16 protein-coding genes are annotated in these 16,155 nt (G+C 65.3%); all 16 read right to left on the bottom strand.

The window, feature by feature from the left end:
- Positions 1-35: 35 nt before the first annotated feature.
- The 16 genes from RO07_RS04185 to RO07_RS04110 all read right to left on the bottom strand — a co-directional run bounded on the left by RO07_RS04185 (position 36) and on the right by RO07_RS04110 (position 16,131).
- On the bottom strand, positions 36-629 hold the full coding sequence (locus RO07_RS04185) for a TetR/AcrR family transcriptional regulator (RefSeq protein WP_039408274.1): 594 nt from the start codon (positions 627-629) through the stop codon (positions 36-38).
- A gap of 276 nt (positions 630-905) precedes the next feature.
- Complete coding sequence (clsB, locus tag RO07_RS04180) at positions 906-2,063, bottom strand: cardiolipin synthase ClsB (protein WP_039408271.1); 1,158 nt, start codon at positions 2,061-2,063, stop codon at positions 906-908.
- A gap of 18 nt (positions 2,064-2,081) precedes the next feature.
- The gene (gene nudB / locus RO07_RS04175; protein WP_039408269.1) at positions 2,082-2,546 is read right to left on the bottom strand and encodes a dihydroneopterin triphosphate diphosphatase; all 465 of its coding nucleotides are present in this window, start codon (positions 2,544-2,546) and stop codon (positions 2,082-2,084) included.
- A gap of 86 nt (positions 2,547-2,632) precedes the next feature.
- The gene (locus tag RO07_RS04170; RefSeq protein WP_039408267.1) at positions 2,633-3,013 is read right to left on the bottom strand and encodes an NUDIX domain-containing protein; all 381 of its coding nucleotides are present in this window, start codon (positions 3,011-3,013) and stop codon (positions 2,633-2,635) included.
- Positions 3,014-3,112: 99 nt separating this feature from the next.
- Positions 3,113-4,915: an aspartate--tRNA ligase gene (aspS, locus tag RO07_RS04165; protein WP_039408265.1), complete on the bottom strand. Its 1,803-nt coding sequence runs from the start codon at positions 4,913-4,915 to the stop codon at positions 3,113-3,115.
- A gap of 47 nt (positions 4,916-4,962) precedes the next feature.
- Positions 4,963-5,607 (bottom strand): DUF502 domain-containing protein, encoded by a 645-nt coding sequence (locus RO07_RS04160; protein ID WP_039408262.1) that lies wholly within the window; start codon positions 5,605-5,607, stop codon positions 4,963-4,965.
- Between the two features lie 99 nt (positions 5,608-5,706).
- Positions 5,707-6,045, bottom strand: coding sequence for an FmdB family zinc ribbon protein (locus RO07_RS04155; RefSeq protein WP_039408259.1), 339 nt, complete (start codon positions 6,043-6,045; stop codon positions 5,707-5,709).
- Positions 6,046-6,345: 300 nt separating this feature from the next.
- Positions 6,346-7,785 (bottom strand): high affinity choline transporter 1, encoded by a 1,440-nt coding sequence (locus tag RO07_RS04150; RefSeq protein WP_039408256.1) that lies wholly within the window; start codon positions 7,783-7,785, stop codon positions 6,346-6,348.
- Between the two features lie 380 nt (positions 7,786-8,165).
- The gene (locus RO07_RS04145; protein WP_039408253.1) at positions 8,166-8,855 is read right to left on the bottom strand and encodes a methyltransferase domain-containing protein; all 690 of its coding nucleotides are present in this window, start codon (positions 8,853-8,855) and stop codon (positions 8,166-8,168) included.
- A gap of 121 nt (positions 8,856-8,976) precedes the next feature.
- Positions 8,977-10,536 carry a ubiquinone biosynthesis regulatory protein kinase UbiB gene (gene ubiB, locus RO07_RS04140; protein ID WP_039408251.1) on the bottom strand — a complete coding sequence of 520 codons (1,560 nt, stop codon included), beginning with the start codon at positions 10,534-10,536 and terminating at the stop codon, positions 8,977-8,979.
- A gap of 3 nt (positions 10,537-10,539) precedes the next feature.
- Positions 10,540-11,196, bottom strand: a complete 657-nt coding sequence (locus tag RO07_RS04135; protein ID WP_052267009.1) for a ubiquinone biosynthesis accessory factor UbiJ — start codon at positions 11,194-11,196, stop codon at positions 10,540-10,542.
- A 145-nt stretch (positions 11,197-11,341) separates the two neighbouring features.
- Positions 11,342-12,328 (bottom strand): Tim44 domain-containing protein, encoded by a 987-nt coding sequence (locus RO07_RS04130; RefSeq protein WP_039408250.1) that lies wholly within the window; start codon positions 12,326-12,328, stop codon positions 11,342-11,344.
- Between the two features lie 219 nt (positions 12,329-12,547).
- A complete protein-coding gene (ubiE, locus tag RO07_RS04125) occupies positions 12,548-13,282 on the bottom strand; it encodes a bifunctional demethylmenaquinone methyltransferase/2-methoxy-6-polyprenyl-1,4-benzoquinol methylase UbiE (protein ID WP_039408249.1) in 735 nt (244 codons plus the stop codon).
- 62 nt (positions 13,283-13,344) lie between these two features.
- Complete coding sequence (locus tag RO07_RS04120; RefSeq protein ID WP_039408248.1) at positions 13,345-13,761, bottom strand: gamma-butyrobetaine hydroxylase family protein; 417 nt, start codon at positions 13,759-13,761, stop codon at positions 13,345-13,347.
- A gap of 184 nt (positions 13,762-13,945) precedes the next feature.
- Positions 13,946-14,383 carry an HIT family protein gene (locus RO07_RS04115; RefSeq protein WP_039408246.1) on the bottom strand — a complete coding sequence of 146 codons (438 nt, stop codon included), beginning with the start codon at positions 14,381-14,383 and terminating at the stop codon, positions 13,946-13,948.
- Positions 14,384-14,442: 59 nt separating this feature from the next.
- On the bottom strand, positions 14,443-16,131 hold the full coding sequence (locus RO07_RS04110; protein WP_052267008.1) for a Na+/H+ antiporter: 1,689 nt from the start codon (positions 16,129-16,131) through the stop codon (positions 14,443-14,445).
- Between the last annotated feature and the right edge of the window lie 24 nt (positions 16,132-16,155).

Here is a 16,155-nt window from a genome sequence, read left to right as displayed (position 1 = left end):
GAACAAATCGAATCGAATCGCGGACGGCTCGCGCCTTACCCGCGCTGATATGACGAAATCAGTTTTTCCAGTGCCACCCGGGTCATCTCGACCGCGCCCACTTCCCGCAGGAAACGCGCGTCGTGATGCAGACCGAGCGTCAGGCTGTACATTTCGAAGAGCATCAGGCGCGGATCGGTGTCCGCGCGCAGATGTCCCTCCTCCTTCGCTTGCGTGATCGCGCGCAGCAGAGCCGATCGCCACAACCGCACACTCTTCACCAGGGCTTCGCGCACCGGACTGGCTGCGCGATCGTCGTATTCGACGGCGCCGCTGATATAGATGCAGCCCGTCGTGACTTCGCGAATACGCTTGTCCATCCAGCGATCCACCAGCGCCCTGAGTCGCGGCAAGCCGCGCGGCACCTCCATGCTGGGGGCAAACACTTCTTCCTCGAAGCGCCGGTGGTATTCCCGCAGCACCTCGATCTGCAGATCCTCGCGCGAACCGAAATGCGCGAAGACGCCGCTCTTGCTCATTTGCATGCGATCGGCCAGCAAGCCGATCGTCAGGCCTTCGAGTCCATCCCGCCCCGCCAATTCCAGCGCGGCATTGAGGATCGCGGCACGTGTCTGTTCACCCTTTCGCATGTGTCATGGCATCGCTTTGGTTATCCGTTCTTCGATGCTAACCAAAAAATCGAACGGCCGTCCTATTATTGAGGGACGCCCATGGGCGAACAAGGAATTTATTAGATCGGAATACCTAATCGATTTCCGGCTGGACGCCGCGGGCAACAGGCTGCGGCGGCCCGGCCGGCGGGGCCGGGCGCATGTCGGTCGCCTCGTTGGCGTCGAGGCAATCCGGTGACTGCGGAGCACCCGGCGGCTGGAGGCGCCGACGGCGGTGCCGCCGGCACCGTTGACTCAGTCGTACTTCCAGCGCGTGAGGACTTTCATCGCCAGCCGGTACAGGCGGTACGCCATCCACTGATAGAAGCGCCGCCAACGCGAGCGCTCCCCATAGCGTGCCGGGTCGATCAGGCGCGCGTCGGCGAACGCGCGGCGGATGTGGTCGCGCAGCTGGATGACCAGCGGGTCGTCGAGCACGACGACATTGGCTTCGTGATTGAGGAAGAGCGACAGGGCGTCGAGATTGGACGAACCGACTGTCGCCCAGACGTCGTCGACCACGGCGACCTTGCCGTGCAATTGACGCATGTCGTATTCGCCGATGCGCACGCCGGCGTCGAGCAGCTTGGCGTAGAGCCAGGGTACGGCCGTGTCGAGCAGCCGGAACTCCTTGCGACCGATGAGCAGGTGCACCGCCACGCCGCGGCGGGCGGCCTGCGTGAGAGCGCGGCGAAGGCGTCGGCCCGGCACGAAATAGGGGTTTGCCAGCCAGACCTCGTGGCGCGCGCGTCCCAGCGCCATCAGATAGGCCTTTTCGACGGCGCGACGATTGTGCAGGTTGTCTCGCGCGACGAACGCCGCCTGACCGGCGTACGGTGCGTGCAGGCGCCCGCGCAGGCCGTGACGACGATGCCGGAACGGTGTACCGAGATAGCCCGGCGCGAGACGCAGCCACTGGATGTGAAAGGCGAAGGCGATCTCGGCCACGATCGGGCCGCGGCACTGCACGGCGAAGTCCCAGCGCGGGTCGTCCATACGCACGCCGCCCCCGCCGTTGTAGTCGTCGATGATGTTGATGCCGCCCACGAACGCCACCGAATGATCGATGACGGCGAGCTTGCGATGCGTGCGCGAGAAGCCGAACTTGCCGAAGAGGCGCGGATTGTAGATGCGATGCATCACGCCGGCCTCGCGCCACTCGTTGACGTAGGCCAGACGGCGGCTGGTGCCGATGCCATCGGTGATCACGCGCACGGCAACGCCGCGTTGCGCGGCGCGCTGCAAGGCGGCCGAAACGTTTTGGCCGACCGCGTCCGCCTCGAAGATGTACGTCTCGAGGGCGACTTCGCGCGTGGCCTTGTCGATGGCGTCGATGAGCGCGGTGAAGTACTCCTGACCGAGATAGAGCAGCGTCAGGTCGTTGTCGTGGGAAAACGGAAGATACTTGCTCATCGGCGCGCGATGCGGCGGCTAGCGCACGCGCAGCGGCAACTGCCGGATGGCGTCGCCGTTCGACGGGGAGAAACACCGAGCGGCGGCCGCTTCCCACGGCATCCACGCATAGGCGACGTGCTCGCGCGGCGCGAGCGTCACGGGCGTGTTCTCCGGCACGCACAGTCCGAACCAATGCTCGGTATTGCGCGTGACGCCCGGTGCATAGCGATGCGCCCATCGCGGATAGATGTTGTATTGGATCTCATGCTGCCAGTCGGTCAGCGCACTGGCGGGGATGGCCTCGCCGTCACCGACGCGGATGCCGGTCTCCTCGAAGACTTCGCGCATCGCCGTCTCGGCGAGCGGCTCGTCGACGCGGTCCTTGCTGCCGGTGACGGACTGCCAGAAGTTCGCGGCGTCGGCGCGCTCGATGAGCAGAACGTCGAGCGACGGCGTATAGATCACGACGAGGACGGATTCGGGAATCTTGAACGGCTTCATGCAGGCAGCGATGACTCGATCGGAATCGACTTGGGTGCCTCATTGTAATGGGCAAATGCGTAGCGTCGACGCTGTGATGCGAGGTATCACAGCGAATCGCCTGGGTGCACGGCGCGCCAGTAGCAGTGCGGTAGATCGGCGGGACGCTCGCCGAGCACGTCGATCCACGCGAAGCGCGAATGTTCGTCGCTCGTGGCAAGCGGCGAGGCATCGCCAGATTCGCGATCGCACTCGAAGAAGACCAGCATGACGTGCCTGCCCGGAATCACCTCGAAAGCCGTGCTACCGGCGTAGCGGGCCGCTCCCACACGCCAGTTGCACTCTTCGAGCACCTCACGGCGCACGGCACCTTCGAGCGACTCGCCCGGCTCGGGCTGCCCGCCCGGCAGTTCCCATTCGTCGCGGGGATTGCGCGCGAACAATACCGCGCTGCCGCGCCGCAGGATCGCTTTGGCACTGACGTTCATGACGTCTCTCCTCAAATCAAAACCCCCTCGCCTTGCGGCCGAGGGGGTTCGGGAATCCGGCGCGCCGGCCTTCGAAAAGTCCGGCGGCGAATGCGTTCGTCAGGCCTTCGGCGCTTCCGGTTGACGCAGACGGATGTGCAGTTCGCGCAGTTGACGCTCGTCCACCGGCGACGGCGCCTGCGTGAGCAGATCCTGCGCACGTTGCGTCTTCGGGAAGGCGATCACGTCGCGGATCGAATCGGCGCCGGCCATCATCGTGATGATGCGGTCCAGACCGAAGGCGATACCACCGTGCGGCGGCGCGCCATACTGCAGCGCGTCGAGCAGGTAGCCGAACTTCGCACGAGCTTCTTCCTCGCCGAGCTTGAGCGCACGGAACACCTTGCTCTGCACGTCTTCCTGGAAGATACGGACCGAACCGCCGCCGATTTCCCAGCCGTTGAGCACCATGTCGTAGGCCTTCGCCAGGCACTTGCCCGGGTCGGTCTCGAGATAGTCGATGTGCTCGTCCTTCGGGCTCGTGAACGGGTGATGGCACGCCACCCAGCGAGCGTCTTCCTCGTCGTACTCGAACATCGGGAAGTCGACGACCCACAGCGGACGCCAGCCGGCTTCGAACAGGCCGTGGCTCTTGCCGAACTCCGAGTGACCGATCTTCAGACGCAGCGCGCCGATGCCGTCGTTGACGATCTTGGCCTTGTCCGCACCGAAGAAGATGATGTCGCCGTCCTGGGCGCCGGTGCGCTCCAGGATCGAAGCGATCGCAGCGTCGTGCAGGTTCTTCACGATCGGGCTTTGCAGACCGTCGCGCCCCTTCGCCACCTCATTGACCTTGATCCAGGCCAGGCCCTTCGCGCCGTAGATCTTCACGAATTCGGTGTACGCGTCGATCTCGCTGCGCGAGATGTCCGCGCCGCCCGGCACGCGCAGGGCGACCACACGGCCGCCTTCGGTCGTGGCCGGCACCGAGAACACCTTGAAGTCCACGTCGGCCATCACGTCGGTCAGCTCGGTGAACTCGAGCTTCACACGCAGGTCCGGCTTGTCCGAGCCGAAGCGGCGCATCGCTTCCGAGTACTTCATGACCGGCACCTTGGCATCGAGCTCGACGCCGACGGCTTCCTTGAACACGTGACGGATCATGTTCTCGAACAGATCGCGGATTTCCTGCTCCGATAGGAACGAGGTTTCGCAGTCGATCTGCGTGAACTCCGGCTGACGGTCGGCGCGCAGGTCTTCGTCGCGGAAGCACTTGGTGATCTGGTAGTAGCGATCAAAACCGGCCACCATCAGCAACTGCTTGAAGAGCTGCGGCGACTGCGGCAGCGCGAAGAACTGGCCAGCGTTCACACGCGAAGGCACCAGATAGTCGCGCGCGCCTTCCGGCGTGCTCTTGGAGAGCATCGGCGTTTCGATGTCGATGAAGCCTTGCGCGTCCAGATACTTGCGCGCTTCCATCGCCACCTTGTAGCGCAGACGCAGGTTGTATTGCATCTGCGGACGACGCAGATCCAGCACGCGATGCGTGAGGCGCGTGGTTTCCGACAGGTTCTCGTCGTCGAGTGGGAACGGGGGCGTGACCGAGGCGTTGAGGACATGGAGCTCGTGGCACAGCACTTCGATCTTGCCGCTCGTCAGGTTGGCGTTCTCGGTGCCCGCCGGACGGCTGCGCACGAGACCCGTGATCTGCACGCAGAACTCGTTGCGCAGGCCTTCGGCGGCCTTGAACATCTCCGCGCGGTCCGGATCGCACACGACCTGCACCAGACCTTCGCGATCGCGCAGGTCGATGAAGATGACCCCGCCGTGATCACGGCGGCGATTGACCCAGCCACAAAGCTTGACCGTTTGGCCCAGTTGTTGCTCGGTCACCAGACCGCAGTAGGAGGTACGCATGGACATTTTGCTGTTCCGATTTTCAAAAAATGACGCCGGTGAATCCCGTTGGCTCACAGGAGCGGGCCGGGACGTTGCTGGCGCGGGTTGTGGGCGGGCGCCACCACGCCCATCGATACGATGTACTTGAGGGCCGCGTCGACGCTCATGTCGAGCTCGACGACGTCGCTTGCCCGCATCATCAGGAAAAAGCCCGAAGTCGGGTTCGGCGTCGTCGGCACGTAGACGCTCACGTACTCGCCCTGCAAGTGATTGACCACGTCGCCGCCCGGTGCACCGGTCAGGAAAGCGATGGTCCAGGAATCCGCGTGCGGATAGCGCACGAGCAACGCCTTGCGAAACGCGTTGCCGCTGCTCGACAGCAGCGTGTCGGAGACCTGCTTGACGCTGCCATACAGCGGCCCGACGATGGGAATGCGCGTGAGCACGGCTTCCCACCAGCCGACCAGCTTCTGGCCAATGAAATTATGCGCCAGAAGGCCGACGACGAATACGAAAGCCAGCGTGACCACCACCCCGAAGCCCGGCACGCGCATGCCGATCAGGCGCGACGGCTGCCATTCGTCGGGCAGCAGGAGCAACGTCTGATCCATCGTGCCGATGATCAGGCCCAACACCCACAGCGTGATCGCGAGAGGCACCAGCACCAGCAGGCCGGTGAGGAAAATCGTCTTCAACGCGGGTTTTTTGACGCTCATGGCAGGACTCGCGAATGTGGAGCGGGCTATGGAGTTCAGCGCGGATTCCCGCGCCGGGTTATCTGGCCGGACACGCCGGCCCGTCTATTGTCTGGACGCTCAGTGACAGGCGCAACCGCCGCCGCACGAGGCTGCCGGGGCGCTCGACGACTCGCCGCCAGTCGACGACGCAGCGCTCCCGCCCGAGGAAGCCGCCCCGTCCGACGCGGTCGATGCCGCCGCCGGGCCGGATGCCGTGGCGCTCGCGCCGCCCGAACCGCCACGGAAGTCAGTCACATACCACCCGGAACCCTTGAGCTGGAACCCCGCAGCAGTCACCTGCTTGCGAAACGAGTCCTTGCCGCACTCCGGGCACTGGGTGAGCGGGTCATCGCTCATTTTTTGCAGCACATCCTTGGCGAAACCGCATGTTTCGCAACGATAGGCATAGATAGGCATGATTCTTTCTTCTTTCCGACGGAAAAAGGCACGCAAAGCCTTGAATTATAACCGCTTCACAAGGCTTTCGGGATTTGTCCGGAGAATATGGGGATGCGGGCGGGCGAGATCAAGGGACGACGCCGGTGCGGCCTCCCCGCGGCATCCGCCGCAATCGTCCCGGATGCCACGTGGCGGCCTGACGCCCCACGCCACGAAGGACGGCCCAGGCCGTCCCGTCGTCAGGCTGCCGCTTGTGGGTCGATGCCCGGCGGGCGGGCATCGATACCAAAGCAAGCACTCACATTTTGCCTGAAAGCGTCAGATCGTCGAAATCTGTTGCTCCGGCTCGCGCTCCGAGGCGGGTTGCAGCAGGGAGCCGACAACCATCCCCGTGATCGAGGCCAGCAGGCCGGCCAGTTGCGGCGGCACCAGCGCGTCGGGCGCCAGCATCTCGCAGCCGATCCACACGAGCAGCCCGGCGAAGACGGCCAGCGTGCCGCCCAGCGAGCTCGAGCGCTTCCAGTACAGGCCGAACGCGAGCGGGACGAAGCAGCACACGAGCGTGACCTTGTACGCGCTCTCCACCATCTGGAAGATCGACGCCTTCGAGTTGAGCGCGTAGGTCAGCACCAGCGCGGTGAAGCACAGCACCACGATTCGCATCAGACGCAGCAGATGCTTGTCGTCGATGCGGCCCGGCAGCATCGGGCGGATGATGTTCTCGGCGAACGTCACCGACGGCGCCAGCAGCGTGGCCGAGGCGCAGCTCTTGATGGCCGAGAGCAACGCGCCGAAGAACATCACCTGCGCGAGCACCGGCACGCTGGTGAGCACCAACTGCGGCAGGATCTGTTGCGGATCGGTGCCGATGTACTTCTGCACCATCGACGGTGCGATGAGCAGCGCCGAGTACGCGAGAAAGATCGGGATGAACGTGAAGAAGAAGTACAGCACGCCGCCTGTCACGGAACCGGCGACCGCCACGTTCTCCGACTTGGACGACATCACGCGCTGGAACACGTCCTGCTGCGGGATCGAGCCGAACATCATGGTGATGCCCGCCGCGATGAACGCGAGCACGTCGGCCGGATTCAATTCCGGCAGGAACACGAACTTGCCGGCCTCCGAGGCGTGAGCGATCACTGCGCTCGCGCCACCCGGCACCATGCCCGAAACTACCACGGCGATGTACACGAGCCCCACGACGATGATGATCATCTGGATGAAGTCGGTCACCGCCACCGAGATCATGCCGCCGAGCAGCGTGTAGGCCAGCACCGAGATGGCGCCGATGATCATGCCGGTCGGCTCCGACATCGCGCCGCCCGACACCGTATGGAACACGAGGCCCAGCGCCTTGATCTGCGCCCCGACCCAGCCGAGATAGGAGATCACGATGGCAACACTCGTCACCACTTCGACCGTGCGGTTGTACTTGAGCTTGTAGAAGTCGCCGATCGTCATGAGGTTCATGCGATACAGCTTGCGGGCGAAGAACATGCCGACGAGCACCAGGCACATCGACGAGCCGAACGGGTCGGCGACCACGCCGCGCAGGCCTTCCCCGATGAACGTGGCCGGAATGCCGAGCACGGCCTCCGAGCCGAACCACGTGGCGAACACCACAGCGATGACCATGCCGTAGGGCAGGCGGCGACCGGCGACGGTGAAATCCTTGGTATTGCGGACCTTGAGGGCGGCCAACAGCCCGATGGCCACCGAAATGACCCAATACAGAATGACAAACCAGATCAGCATAACGCGGCCCCAGCCAAGCCCCAGGGCAGCGACGGAGGCAAGGCAACGCTAACGGCGAGGGCGTGATCGGACCGCATGAGGGCCGCCGCGCGAGCTAACCGAGTCAACGTTACCGAGCCATGGGCCGCAGCCTTCCGGGCAACAGAAAATCAGGTCGTGCATGACGGGGGCTGATGCGATTCAGCGCTCGGGGGCGCCCGTTTTTGCCACCTGGCGAAAAAATTTTCGGCCGATTATAGCGGCGTGGGCGGTGCGCGGGGAAAAAATCACAATTCCAGCGGCGGCTCGTGGCAAATATCGGGAAATACCTAGGGACTTGGTAACGTTACGCGCCGTTGGAACACGTCCGCGCCCCTCGGGGGAGCCGGCATCGCGGCACGTCAGCGGCGTCGCCAGACCATCCAGTGCTCGGCACCCGCGAACACCGGCACCGAATCGGTAACGAGCCGGTCCGCTTCGCAAACGAAGTCTTGCCCGAGCAGGGCTTCGAGCCCCTGGGGAGCGATGCCGAACGGCGGCCCCTTCGGCGTCTCCCGCAGGAAAAAGAACCCTGCCAGACATCCCCCCGTTGGCAACAACCGCGCCATGCGAATGGCGTAGTCCTGCCACATCGTGCGAGGCAACGCGCAGAGAAACGCCCGTTCGTAGACCATGTCGAGCGCGAAAGGCGGCGTGTAGGTGAAGAAATCGGCCTGCTCGACGAGTGCCGCGCGCGGCCCCAGCTGGGCCTGGGCGGCCACAACCGCGGCCGGCGCGAAATCGATGGCGCGTACGGGCCAGCCCTGGGCGTCGAGCCATGCCGCTTCGTACGCCGCACCGCAACCCGGGATCAGCGTCGCGCGAGGCGCGCCCTCGCCCGCGACGAAGTCGCGCAACGCCTGCGGCACACCGGCGGCGTCCCAGGGCATGAAGGCGCTGGCAAAGCGCTCGTCCCAGAACTCGGCGCGTGACGGATCTCTCGTCGAGAAAGCCGGCGTCGCGGGCGCGGCGGCAGGAGCACTTCCCCCTTCCGGAAGATCCTCCCCTCGGGGCGCCGCTAGCGGCGTATGAAGCTTGTGCGAGACGACCATCGACAACACCTTCCAGCGAGAAACCGGCCGCGGAGGCGGCCGGTGCATTGATTATGGTTATGTGAGTTGCCCGGGACGACTCATCAGTTGCCCGCGAGACGCTCTCGAATCATCGACAGGTTCAACCGTACAGCCAGATGAACGCCATCAACACCCCGATGGCGATACCGCCCACGAGACAGAACGCGCCGGTGAGCAGCCGGTTGGTGCGGCGCTGCTCCTGCAGCAATGCGAGCAGTAACGTGTCGTCATGCGGACGGGCATGCGCGGCCAGCGCCTGGTGGATGAGTCGCGGCAGCTGCGGCATCGTCTTGCTCCACTGCGGCACTTCGGCTTTCAGACGTTCCAGCCAGCCACGCGGGCCGATCTGCTCGGCCATCCATCGCTCGAGGAACGGCTTGGCCGTCTTCCACAGATCGAGATCCGGATCCAGCTGGCGCCCCAGCCCTTCGATATTGAGCAGCGTCTTTTGCAGCAGTACGAGCTGCGGCTGGATCTCCACGTTGAAGCGGCGCGACGTCTGAAACAGACGCATGAGCACCAGCCCCAGCGAGATCTCCTTGAGCGGGCGGTCGAAGTACGGCTCGCACACCGCGCGAATAGCCCCTTCGAGCTCTTCGACGCGCGTATCGGGCGGCACCCAGCCCGACTCCAGGTGCAGCGAAGCCACTCGGTGATAGTCCCGGCGGAAGAACGCGAGGAAGTTCTGTGCGAGATAGTTCTTGTCGAACTCGGAGAGCGCCCCCACGATGCCGCAATCGAGCGCGATGTAGCGTCCGAACGTGTCGGGATCGAGGCTCACGAGAATGTTGCCCGGGTGCATGTCGGCGTGAAAGAAACCGTCGCGCAGGAACTGGGTGAAGAAGATCTCGACCCCTTCACGCGCGAGCTTCTTCAGGTCGACGCCCGCCTCGCGCAACACCTCGATCTGGCTGATCGGCACGCCGCGCATGCGCTCCATCACGAGCACGGAGCTGGAACTGAATTCCCAATAGATCTCCGGCACCATCAGCATGCCCGAGTCGATGAAGTTGCGACGCAGTTGCGCCGCGTTGGCGGCCTCGCGCATCAGGTCGAGTTCGTCGTGCAGATACTTGTCGAACTCGGCGACCACTTCGCGCGGCTTCAGGCGCTTGCCGTCGGGCCACAGGCGCTCCACCCATCCGGCGAGGTCGCGCATGAGCGCCAGATCGCTGTCGATCACGCCTAGCATGTTCGGCCGCAGCACCTTGACCGCGACCTCCTTGCCCGCATGCTCGCCGTCGCGAATCCGTGCGAAGTGCACCTGTGCAATCGACGCGCTGGCCACCGGCGTGCGCTCGAACTCCACGAAGACTTCCTCGAGCGGACGGCCCAGCGACTTCTCGATGCTCGCGCGCGCCACCTCGGGGTCGAACGGCGGCACCTGGTCCTGCAGGCGCGCAAGTTCGAGCGCAATGTCGGGCGGCATCAGATCGCGACGCGTCGAGAGCACCTGGCCGAACTTCACGAAGATCGGGCCCAGCGATTCGAGCGCGAGTCGCAGACGCTCGCCGCGCGGCGCACGCAGGCCGCTGCGGCCGAACGTCAGCACGCGCAACAGGGCTCGCGTGAAGGGATGGGGAATGCTCGAGAGCACCAGCTCGTCGAGCCCGTATCGATAGCAGACGAAGAATATCTTGATCAGACGCAGGAGGCGCATCGGTCAGCGGCCTCCATGCGTACGATTCGGACGGGCTGCCGGTGCGGACACACCACCCTGCCCCCCCTTCTGTGGATCTCTCGCACGCTCGAATTTCTCGATGCGCTTCTCCAGTCGGGCGAGGTCATCGCGCAGCGTACCGATTTCGGCGCGCATGGCGTCCAGGCGCGGGCGCGCCACCAGCATCGGATTCTCTTCCACAAGGTAGTCGGCCAGCGAGCGGGCCAGTGTGTCGCCGGTGCGACGCACGCCGGCCACCGCGGCCTTACCGGTCTCGGTGACCCGGTGCGCGGCGGCGTCGCCGACGATCCGGCTCAAGTCTTCGGCGACTTCCCAGCGCAGATGCTGCGCGAGGTAAGACACCGTGTTGGCGAACTCGGCGTCGCCCTCGATCTTGACGTGACGCATGACGGCGGCCTGCCCGCCGCTCGCGAAGTCCGCCAGCGCCGCCGGGGGCACCGAGATGCTGACGTCGCAGGGGGCGGTGCCGTCGGCGGCCGCGAGAAAACCGTCCTCGCCCACACGCAGGCGCAGGTCGATCGCGGACATCGCCAGCCGGGCGGACGCGCCGATGTGATGGCGCAAACGATCGCGTGCCCACGGTTCGCGGGCAAGCAGATGATTCACGGTGGCGGCAAAGGCTTTGGCGGCTACGGTCATGAGCTTGGCGGCCGGCCGGCGCTGAGCGCCGGTCGCACCGAAAGACGCCGCCCGGCATGCACATGCGGACGGCAAAAACAAAAGAGCCCGCGCTTCGAACGCGGGCTCTCATTGTAAGGCAGGTTACGGCAAAAACGTCGCCAGCTTAGCTGAGCTGCTGAATCCCGGCGAGCACCCAGCCACCGTTGCCGGTCACCGGCTTGGTCAGGTTCCAGACTTCGTTGAACGGCGCTGCCGGGGCACCCTCGGCTTCGCGGATCAGACCCGAGAAGCGAACGCTGGCCATGTACTCGGTGGCCGATTGCTCGATGCCGAGCAGTTCGGCGTCGAGTTGCACGACGTCCGTACGGTTGGTCGCCTTGCCGCGCTCTTCGAGGTCCATCTTGATTTCCGCGAACATCTGCGGCGTGGTGAACTCGTTGATGTCGGCCTGATCGCCCTTGTCCCAGGCGGCTTGCAGACGGTTGAAGTACACCTTCGCGCTGCGCAGGAAGCCTTCGGTGTCGAAGCCGGCCGGCACGCCGAACGGACCTGCTGCCGCGGCACCGGCAGCCCCCGCCGCGGCCGCTTCCGGCAGCGACGACAGTTGCGCCGGCGCAGCAGTCTGCGACGGCTGTGCCGCTTGCTGGCTATCCCACGACTGACGCAGTGAATTGTTCGAGGCGTCGTTGCCTGCGCCCGCGTAGGCCGGCGTCTGCGACTGCGACTTATTGCCGCGCAGGCGACGGATGAGCCATATCACGGCAAAAGCGATCAGCGCGATCACGATGACGTTGGCCATCATGCTCGCGAACGCACCGCCCAGGCCAAAGTGCGACAGCAGCGCGGCGATCCCGAGACCGGCGGCCAGACCGGCGATCGGTCCGAGCCAACGGTTGGCAGGCTTGGCGGCTGCAGCAGCACCCGCGGCACCCGCGCCGGCTGCGGCCGGGGCGGCTTGGTGCGGTGCGGCGCCCGGCGCCTGCGCCGGCTGTTGCGGCGTGGCCTGACGTTGCGTCACGGTGTTGGACTGCTTGCCGACGCTCCGGCCGCCGCCAACGCGCTTGGCGTCAGCGTCCGCGATCGTCAAGCCGACCGCCACCACGCCGGCGACTACGCCCAACAACAGCTTGTTTTTCAGGAACTGGAACATCGTTCTGGTCTCTCCGTGGAGTTGTAGGTTGCTGTCTAATGACAGGCGTCGACCCGATTGGTTCAGCAAAATTTCACGTGTCGAAACCAAGTGACCGACGTGCGCGATTCTTCCATAGAAGAATTAGGCTGTACTTAGAATAAGGCCCCGGCGCGGAGATTTTCCGCCAGCCGGGGCGCATCGTCTTGCGGTGACGCCGCGAAGTGAATCCTTACGGACTCAGAACTTGCGTCCGATGTGCAGCGCGACCACACCCGCCGTCATGTTGTGATACTCCACGCGCTCCAGGCCGACGTCCTCCATCATGGTCTTGAGCGTTTCCTGGTCCGGGTGCATACGGATCGACTCGGCCAGGTAGCGGTAGCTGTCGGCGTCGCCGGCGATGCGCGAGCCCAGCCACGGCAGCACCTTGAACGAATAGGCGTCGTACGCCTTTTCCAGCGGCTGCCAGACCTTCGAGAACTCCAGCACCATGACCTTGCCGCCCGGTTTGATCACGCGGCGCATTTCCGCCAGTGCGGCGTCCTTGTGGGTCATGTTGCGCAGACCGAAGGCCACGGTCACCACGTCGAAGTAGTTCGACGGGAACGGCAGCTTCTCGGCGTCGCACAGCAATGCGGGGGTCGCGATGCCGGCGTCGAGCAGGCGATCGCGGCCCACGCGCAGCATCGATTCGTTGATGTCGGTGAGCCAAACCTCGCCGGTCGGGCCGGCCGCGCGCGCGAACGCCTTGGACAGATCACCCGTGCCGCCTGCGATGTCGAGCACCTTGAAGCCGGGACGCACGGCCGCGCGTCCGATCGTGAAGGCCTTCCAGATCCGGTGCAGGCCTCCCGACATCAGATCGTTCATGATGTCGTACTTGCTCGCGACCGAGTGGAACACTTCGGCGACCTTGCCGGCCTTTTCCTTCTCGTCGACGGTTTCGTAACCGAAGTGGGTCTGTTCACCCATTGCAATCTCCCAAATCATGTGAGCGGTGCGCCTTACACGGGTGTACGCGCGCCGCCGGGGCCTCAATGGTGGTGGCAACCGTGGCCGCTGGCCGGCGACGGCATCGGCGTGTCCCGCTCGACGCCCGCCGCCGCGAGCTTGTCCAGGTATTCCTGCCACAGCGCGTCCTGACGCACGCACAACTCGTAGAGGTAGTCCCACGAATAGATGCCGGTGTCGTGCCCGTCCGAGAAGACGGGGCGCACCGCGTAGTTGCCGACCGGTTCGAGGCCTTTGAGCTCGACGTCGCGCTTTCCGGTCTGCAGCGTTTCCTGGCCAGGACCATGGCCACGCACTTCGGCCGACGGCGACAGCACGCGCAGGAATTCGAACGGCAGGCGGTAATGCTTGCCGTCTTCGTAACCAAGTTCCAGTACCTTCGATGCGCGATGCAGCGTCAGGGAAACGGGAATCGGCGTGTCTTTCTCCAGCCCAGCCATGGTCTTGCTCCAGAAAAATCGTTCGATGTGCGGCCGACTATCGCGACCTGCGGCGACCTGTGGCGACGCGTGCGGCACACCGGCCGGCAGTATAGCCGCTCGGGCCTCGGAGGTCAGCCGACGCGTCCGTCGATGCGGCCATCGGTCGCTGCGCTTGCTACCGTTCGGCGCCCTTCATGACCGTTCAAGCCGGCCAGGCCGGCATACGCGCCAATTCTGCCACGATGGCTTCGCGCAGCGCGGGCGCCCATGCCGCGCGCTCGGCGAGCACCGCCTCGGGCACCTCGCGCTGCGGCGCGCTCCATACGGAGCCGGGAAAGTGCGCGTCGTCGCGATAGCGCGGAATCACGTGCCAGTGCACGTGCGGCACCATGTTGCCCAGGCTGGCCACGTTGACCTTGTGCGGCGACATCACCGTGCGCTGTGCCGTCTCGACGGCGAACACCGCACGCATCACGTGCTCGCGCGCCGCCTCGGGCAAATCGCTCATTTCGGCCACGTGCGTATGCCAGATCACGCGCGCAAACCCCGGGTAGCCGTTCTCGTTGGCCAGCACCACGCGCAGCACGGCGTCGCGCCACACGACTTCGCCGCCGTCACCGTTGCAAAACGGACATTCCATGATCTTTCTCCCTGCCTTTCATCGGGGTGATGTCGAACGCCTGCCGAACCCGGCACGCGTCAGTGTCTGTGCCGCTTCGCCCGTTTGCCGGTGGCCGGATCGACCGGGCCCAGCGCGAGTTCGGCGAAGTCGATTTCGCTGAGCAGTTCGCGCAGCGTTTCATCGTTGATGCGATGGGTGATGCGCAGGCGCGAGAGCTCCACGCGCTCGGCCTGCAGGGCTGCCGCGCGCAGACGCCGCTCCACTTCCACTTCGCGCACCGCCCGTTCGCGCGCTTCGTCCGAGGCGCTCGACGCGTTGAGCGAGCGGCGATAGCGCCCCATCACGCGCGCCGCCGCTTCGGCGCACACGGCCGTGTCGAGTTCGTCGCCCGACTTGGCGATGACCTTCTGCAGCGATTCCACGGCCCGGATCGCCGCTTCGGACGCCGCCAGCCGCGCTTCGCTCATTTCCCGGTTGCGCGGATCCTCGGCCGGCCAGCGCACCCCGCGCAGCAACACGGGCAAGCCGAGGCTGCCGCCGATGAGCGAGAGAAGGATTACGCCGGCGGCGAGAAAAATCAGCAGATCGCGTCCGGGGAACGGTGCGCCGCCGGGCAACGCCAGCGGCACCGACAGCGCACCGGCGAGCGTGACCGCGCCGCGCACGCCCGAGAGCGCCGTCACCCCGGTGAAGCGCAGCCCCGGCCGCGTGGTGATCTCGCCGCGCCGCATGCCGAGGAAATACATCACGCGCCACGCCACCCATACCCAGCAAAAGCGCAGCACGATAAGCACCGCCGAGATCGCGACGACGTAGAACATCAGCTCGCCCAGATTCACGAGCGTGCCCCACAGATGCTCGCTCGGGCGCAATGCCGCACGCACGATGTCGGGCAATTGCAGGCCGAGCAGCACGAACACCGCGCCGTTGAATACGAACTCAAGCATCGACCACACGCCGTTGCCGAGAATGCGCGTGGCGGTGCGGCTGTTGAGCAGATCGGTCGAGCTGACCGTCATGCCGGCGGCCACGGCGGCGAGAATGCCCGAGAAGCCGAAATGTTCCGCGAGCAGATAGGCGGCGAACGGCATGAGCAACAGCAGCAGCACCACGGTCGCGGGCTCTTCGCTGGTGGCGTCCATCACGCGGCGATGGAATTGCGTGAAGAGCCAGGTCACCGCCCAGCCGGCGAGCAGACCGCCGATCGCGATGACGAAGAACGAAAACGTGGCGCTGCCGATCGAGAAGAGGCCCGTGGTCGCCGCCACCAGCGCGAACTTGAATACGACGAGCCCCGAGGCATCGTTCATCATCGCTTCGCCTTCGAGCACGTGCATGAGCCGCGTGGGCATGCGCATGCGTCCGGTGAGCGCGGAGACGGCCACGGCGTCGGTCGGCGAGAGCACGCCGCCGAGCGCGAACGCCACGGCCAGCGGGATCGACGGGATCAACCAGTGGATGAAGTAGCCCACGCCGATCACCGTGAAGATCACCAGGCCCAGCGCCATGGCGAGGATCGGCACGCGCAGGTGCCAGAACTCGCGCTTGGGCATGCGCCAGCCGTCGGCGAAGAGCAGCGGCGGGATGAACAGCAGGAAGAAGATCTCGGGATCGAGGTCGATGTGCAGGCCCGCGCCCGGGTAGGCGAGCGCGGCGCCCACGGCAATCTGCACGAGCGGCACGGGCAGGAACCTGACGAAGCTGACCAGCACGCCGGTCAGCGCCACCACGAACAGCAGGATGAGCGCTGTGTAGACTACCTCCATGTCGCCTCCGTGGTCCGTCGGTCA

Origin of the sequence: Pandoraea pulmonicola, from assembly GCF_000815105.2 — a bacterium.
Classification (GTDB): domain Bacteria; phylum Pseudomonadota; class Gammaproteobacteria; order Burkholderiales; family Burkholderiaceae; genus Pandoraea; species Pandoraea pulmonicola.
Note: the sequence above shows the minus strand (reverse complement) of the source record. Positions and strands in the feature narration are given on the sequence as shown.

What these genes read in the sequence shown, in the direction of transcription:
- RO07_RS04160 (WP_039408262.1), bottom strand. Translation starts at nt 5,607, where the DNA reads ATGAGCGTCAAAAAACCCGCGTTGAAGACGATTTTCCTCACCGGCCTG.
- RO07_RS04130 (WP_039408250.1), bottom strand. Translation starts at nt 12,328, where the DNA reads ATGTTCCAGTTCCTGAAAAACAAGCTGTTGTTGGGCGTAGTCGCCGGC.
- ubiE (WP_039408249.1), bottom strand. Translation starts at nt 13,282, where the DNA reads ATGGGTGAACAGACCCACTTCGGTTACGAAACCGTCGACGAGAAGGAA.
- aspS (WP_039408265.1), bottom strand. Translation starts at nt 4,915, where the DNA reads ATGTCCATGCGTACCTCCTACTGCGGTCTGGTGACCGAGCAACAACTG.
- RO07_RS04145 (WP_039408253.1), bottom strand. Translation starts at nt 8,855, where the DNA reads ATGGTCGTCTCGCACAAGCTTCATACGCCGCTAGCGGCGCCCCGAGGG.
- RO07_RS04110 (WP_052267008.1), bottom strand. Translation starts at nt 16,131, where the DNA reads ATGGAGGTAGTCTACACAGCGCTCATCCTGCTGTTCGTGGTGGCGCTG.
- RO07_RS04155 (WP_039408259.1), bottom strand. Translation starts at nt 6,045, where the DNA reads ATGCCTATCTATGCCTATCGTTGCGAAACATGCGGTTTCGCCAAGGAT.
- clsB (WP_039408271.1), bottom strand. Translation starts at nt 2,063, where the DNA reads ATGAGCAAGTATCTTCCGTTTTCCCACGACAACGACCTGACGCTGCTC.
- RO07_RS04170 (WP_039408267.1), bottom strand. Translation starts at nt 3,013, where the DNA reads ATGAACGTCAGTGCCAAAGCGATCCTGCGGCGCGGCAGCGCGGTATTG.
- RO07_RS04185 (WP_039408274.1), bottom strand. Translation starts at nt 629, where the DNA reads ATGCGAAAGGGTGAACAGACACGTGCCGCGATCCTCAATGCCGCGCTG.
- RO07_RS04120 (WP_039408248.1), bottom strand. Translation starts at nt 13,761, where the DNA reads ATGGCTGGGCTGGAGAAAGACACGCCGATTCCCGTTTCCCTGACGCTG.
- RO07_RS04150 (WP_039408256.1), bottom strand. Translation starts at nt 7,785, where the DNA reads ATGCTGATCTGGTTTGTCATTCTGTATTGGGTCATTTCGGTGGCCATC.
- RO07_RS04115 (WP_039408246.1), bottom strand. Translation starts at nt 14,383, where the DNA reads ATGGAATGTCCGTTTTGCAACGGTGACGGCGGCGAAGTCGTGTGGCGC.
- ubiB (WP_039408251.1), bottom strand. Translation starts at nt 10,536, where the DNA reads ATGCGCCTCCTGCGTCTGATCAAGATATTCTTCGTCTGCTATCGATAC.
- nudB (WP_039408269.1), bottom strand. Translation starts at nt 2,546, where the DNA reads ATGAAGCCGTTCAAGATTCCCGAATCCGTCCTCGTCGTGATCTATACG.
- RO07_RS04135 (WP_052267009.1), bottom strand. Translation starts at nt 11,196, where the DNA reads ATGACCGTAGCCGCCAAAGCCTTTGCCGCCACCGTGAATCATCTGCTT.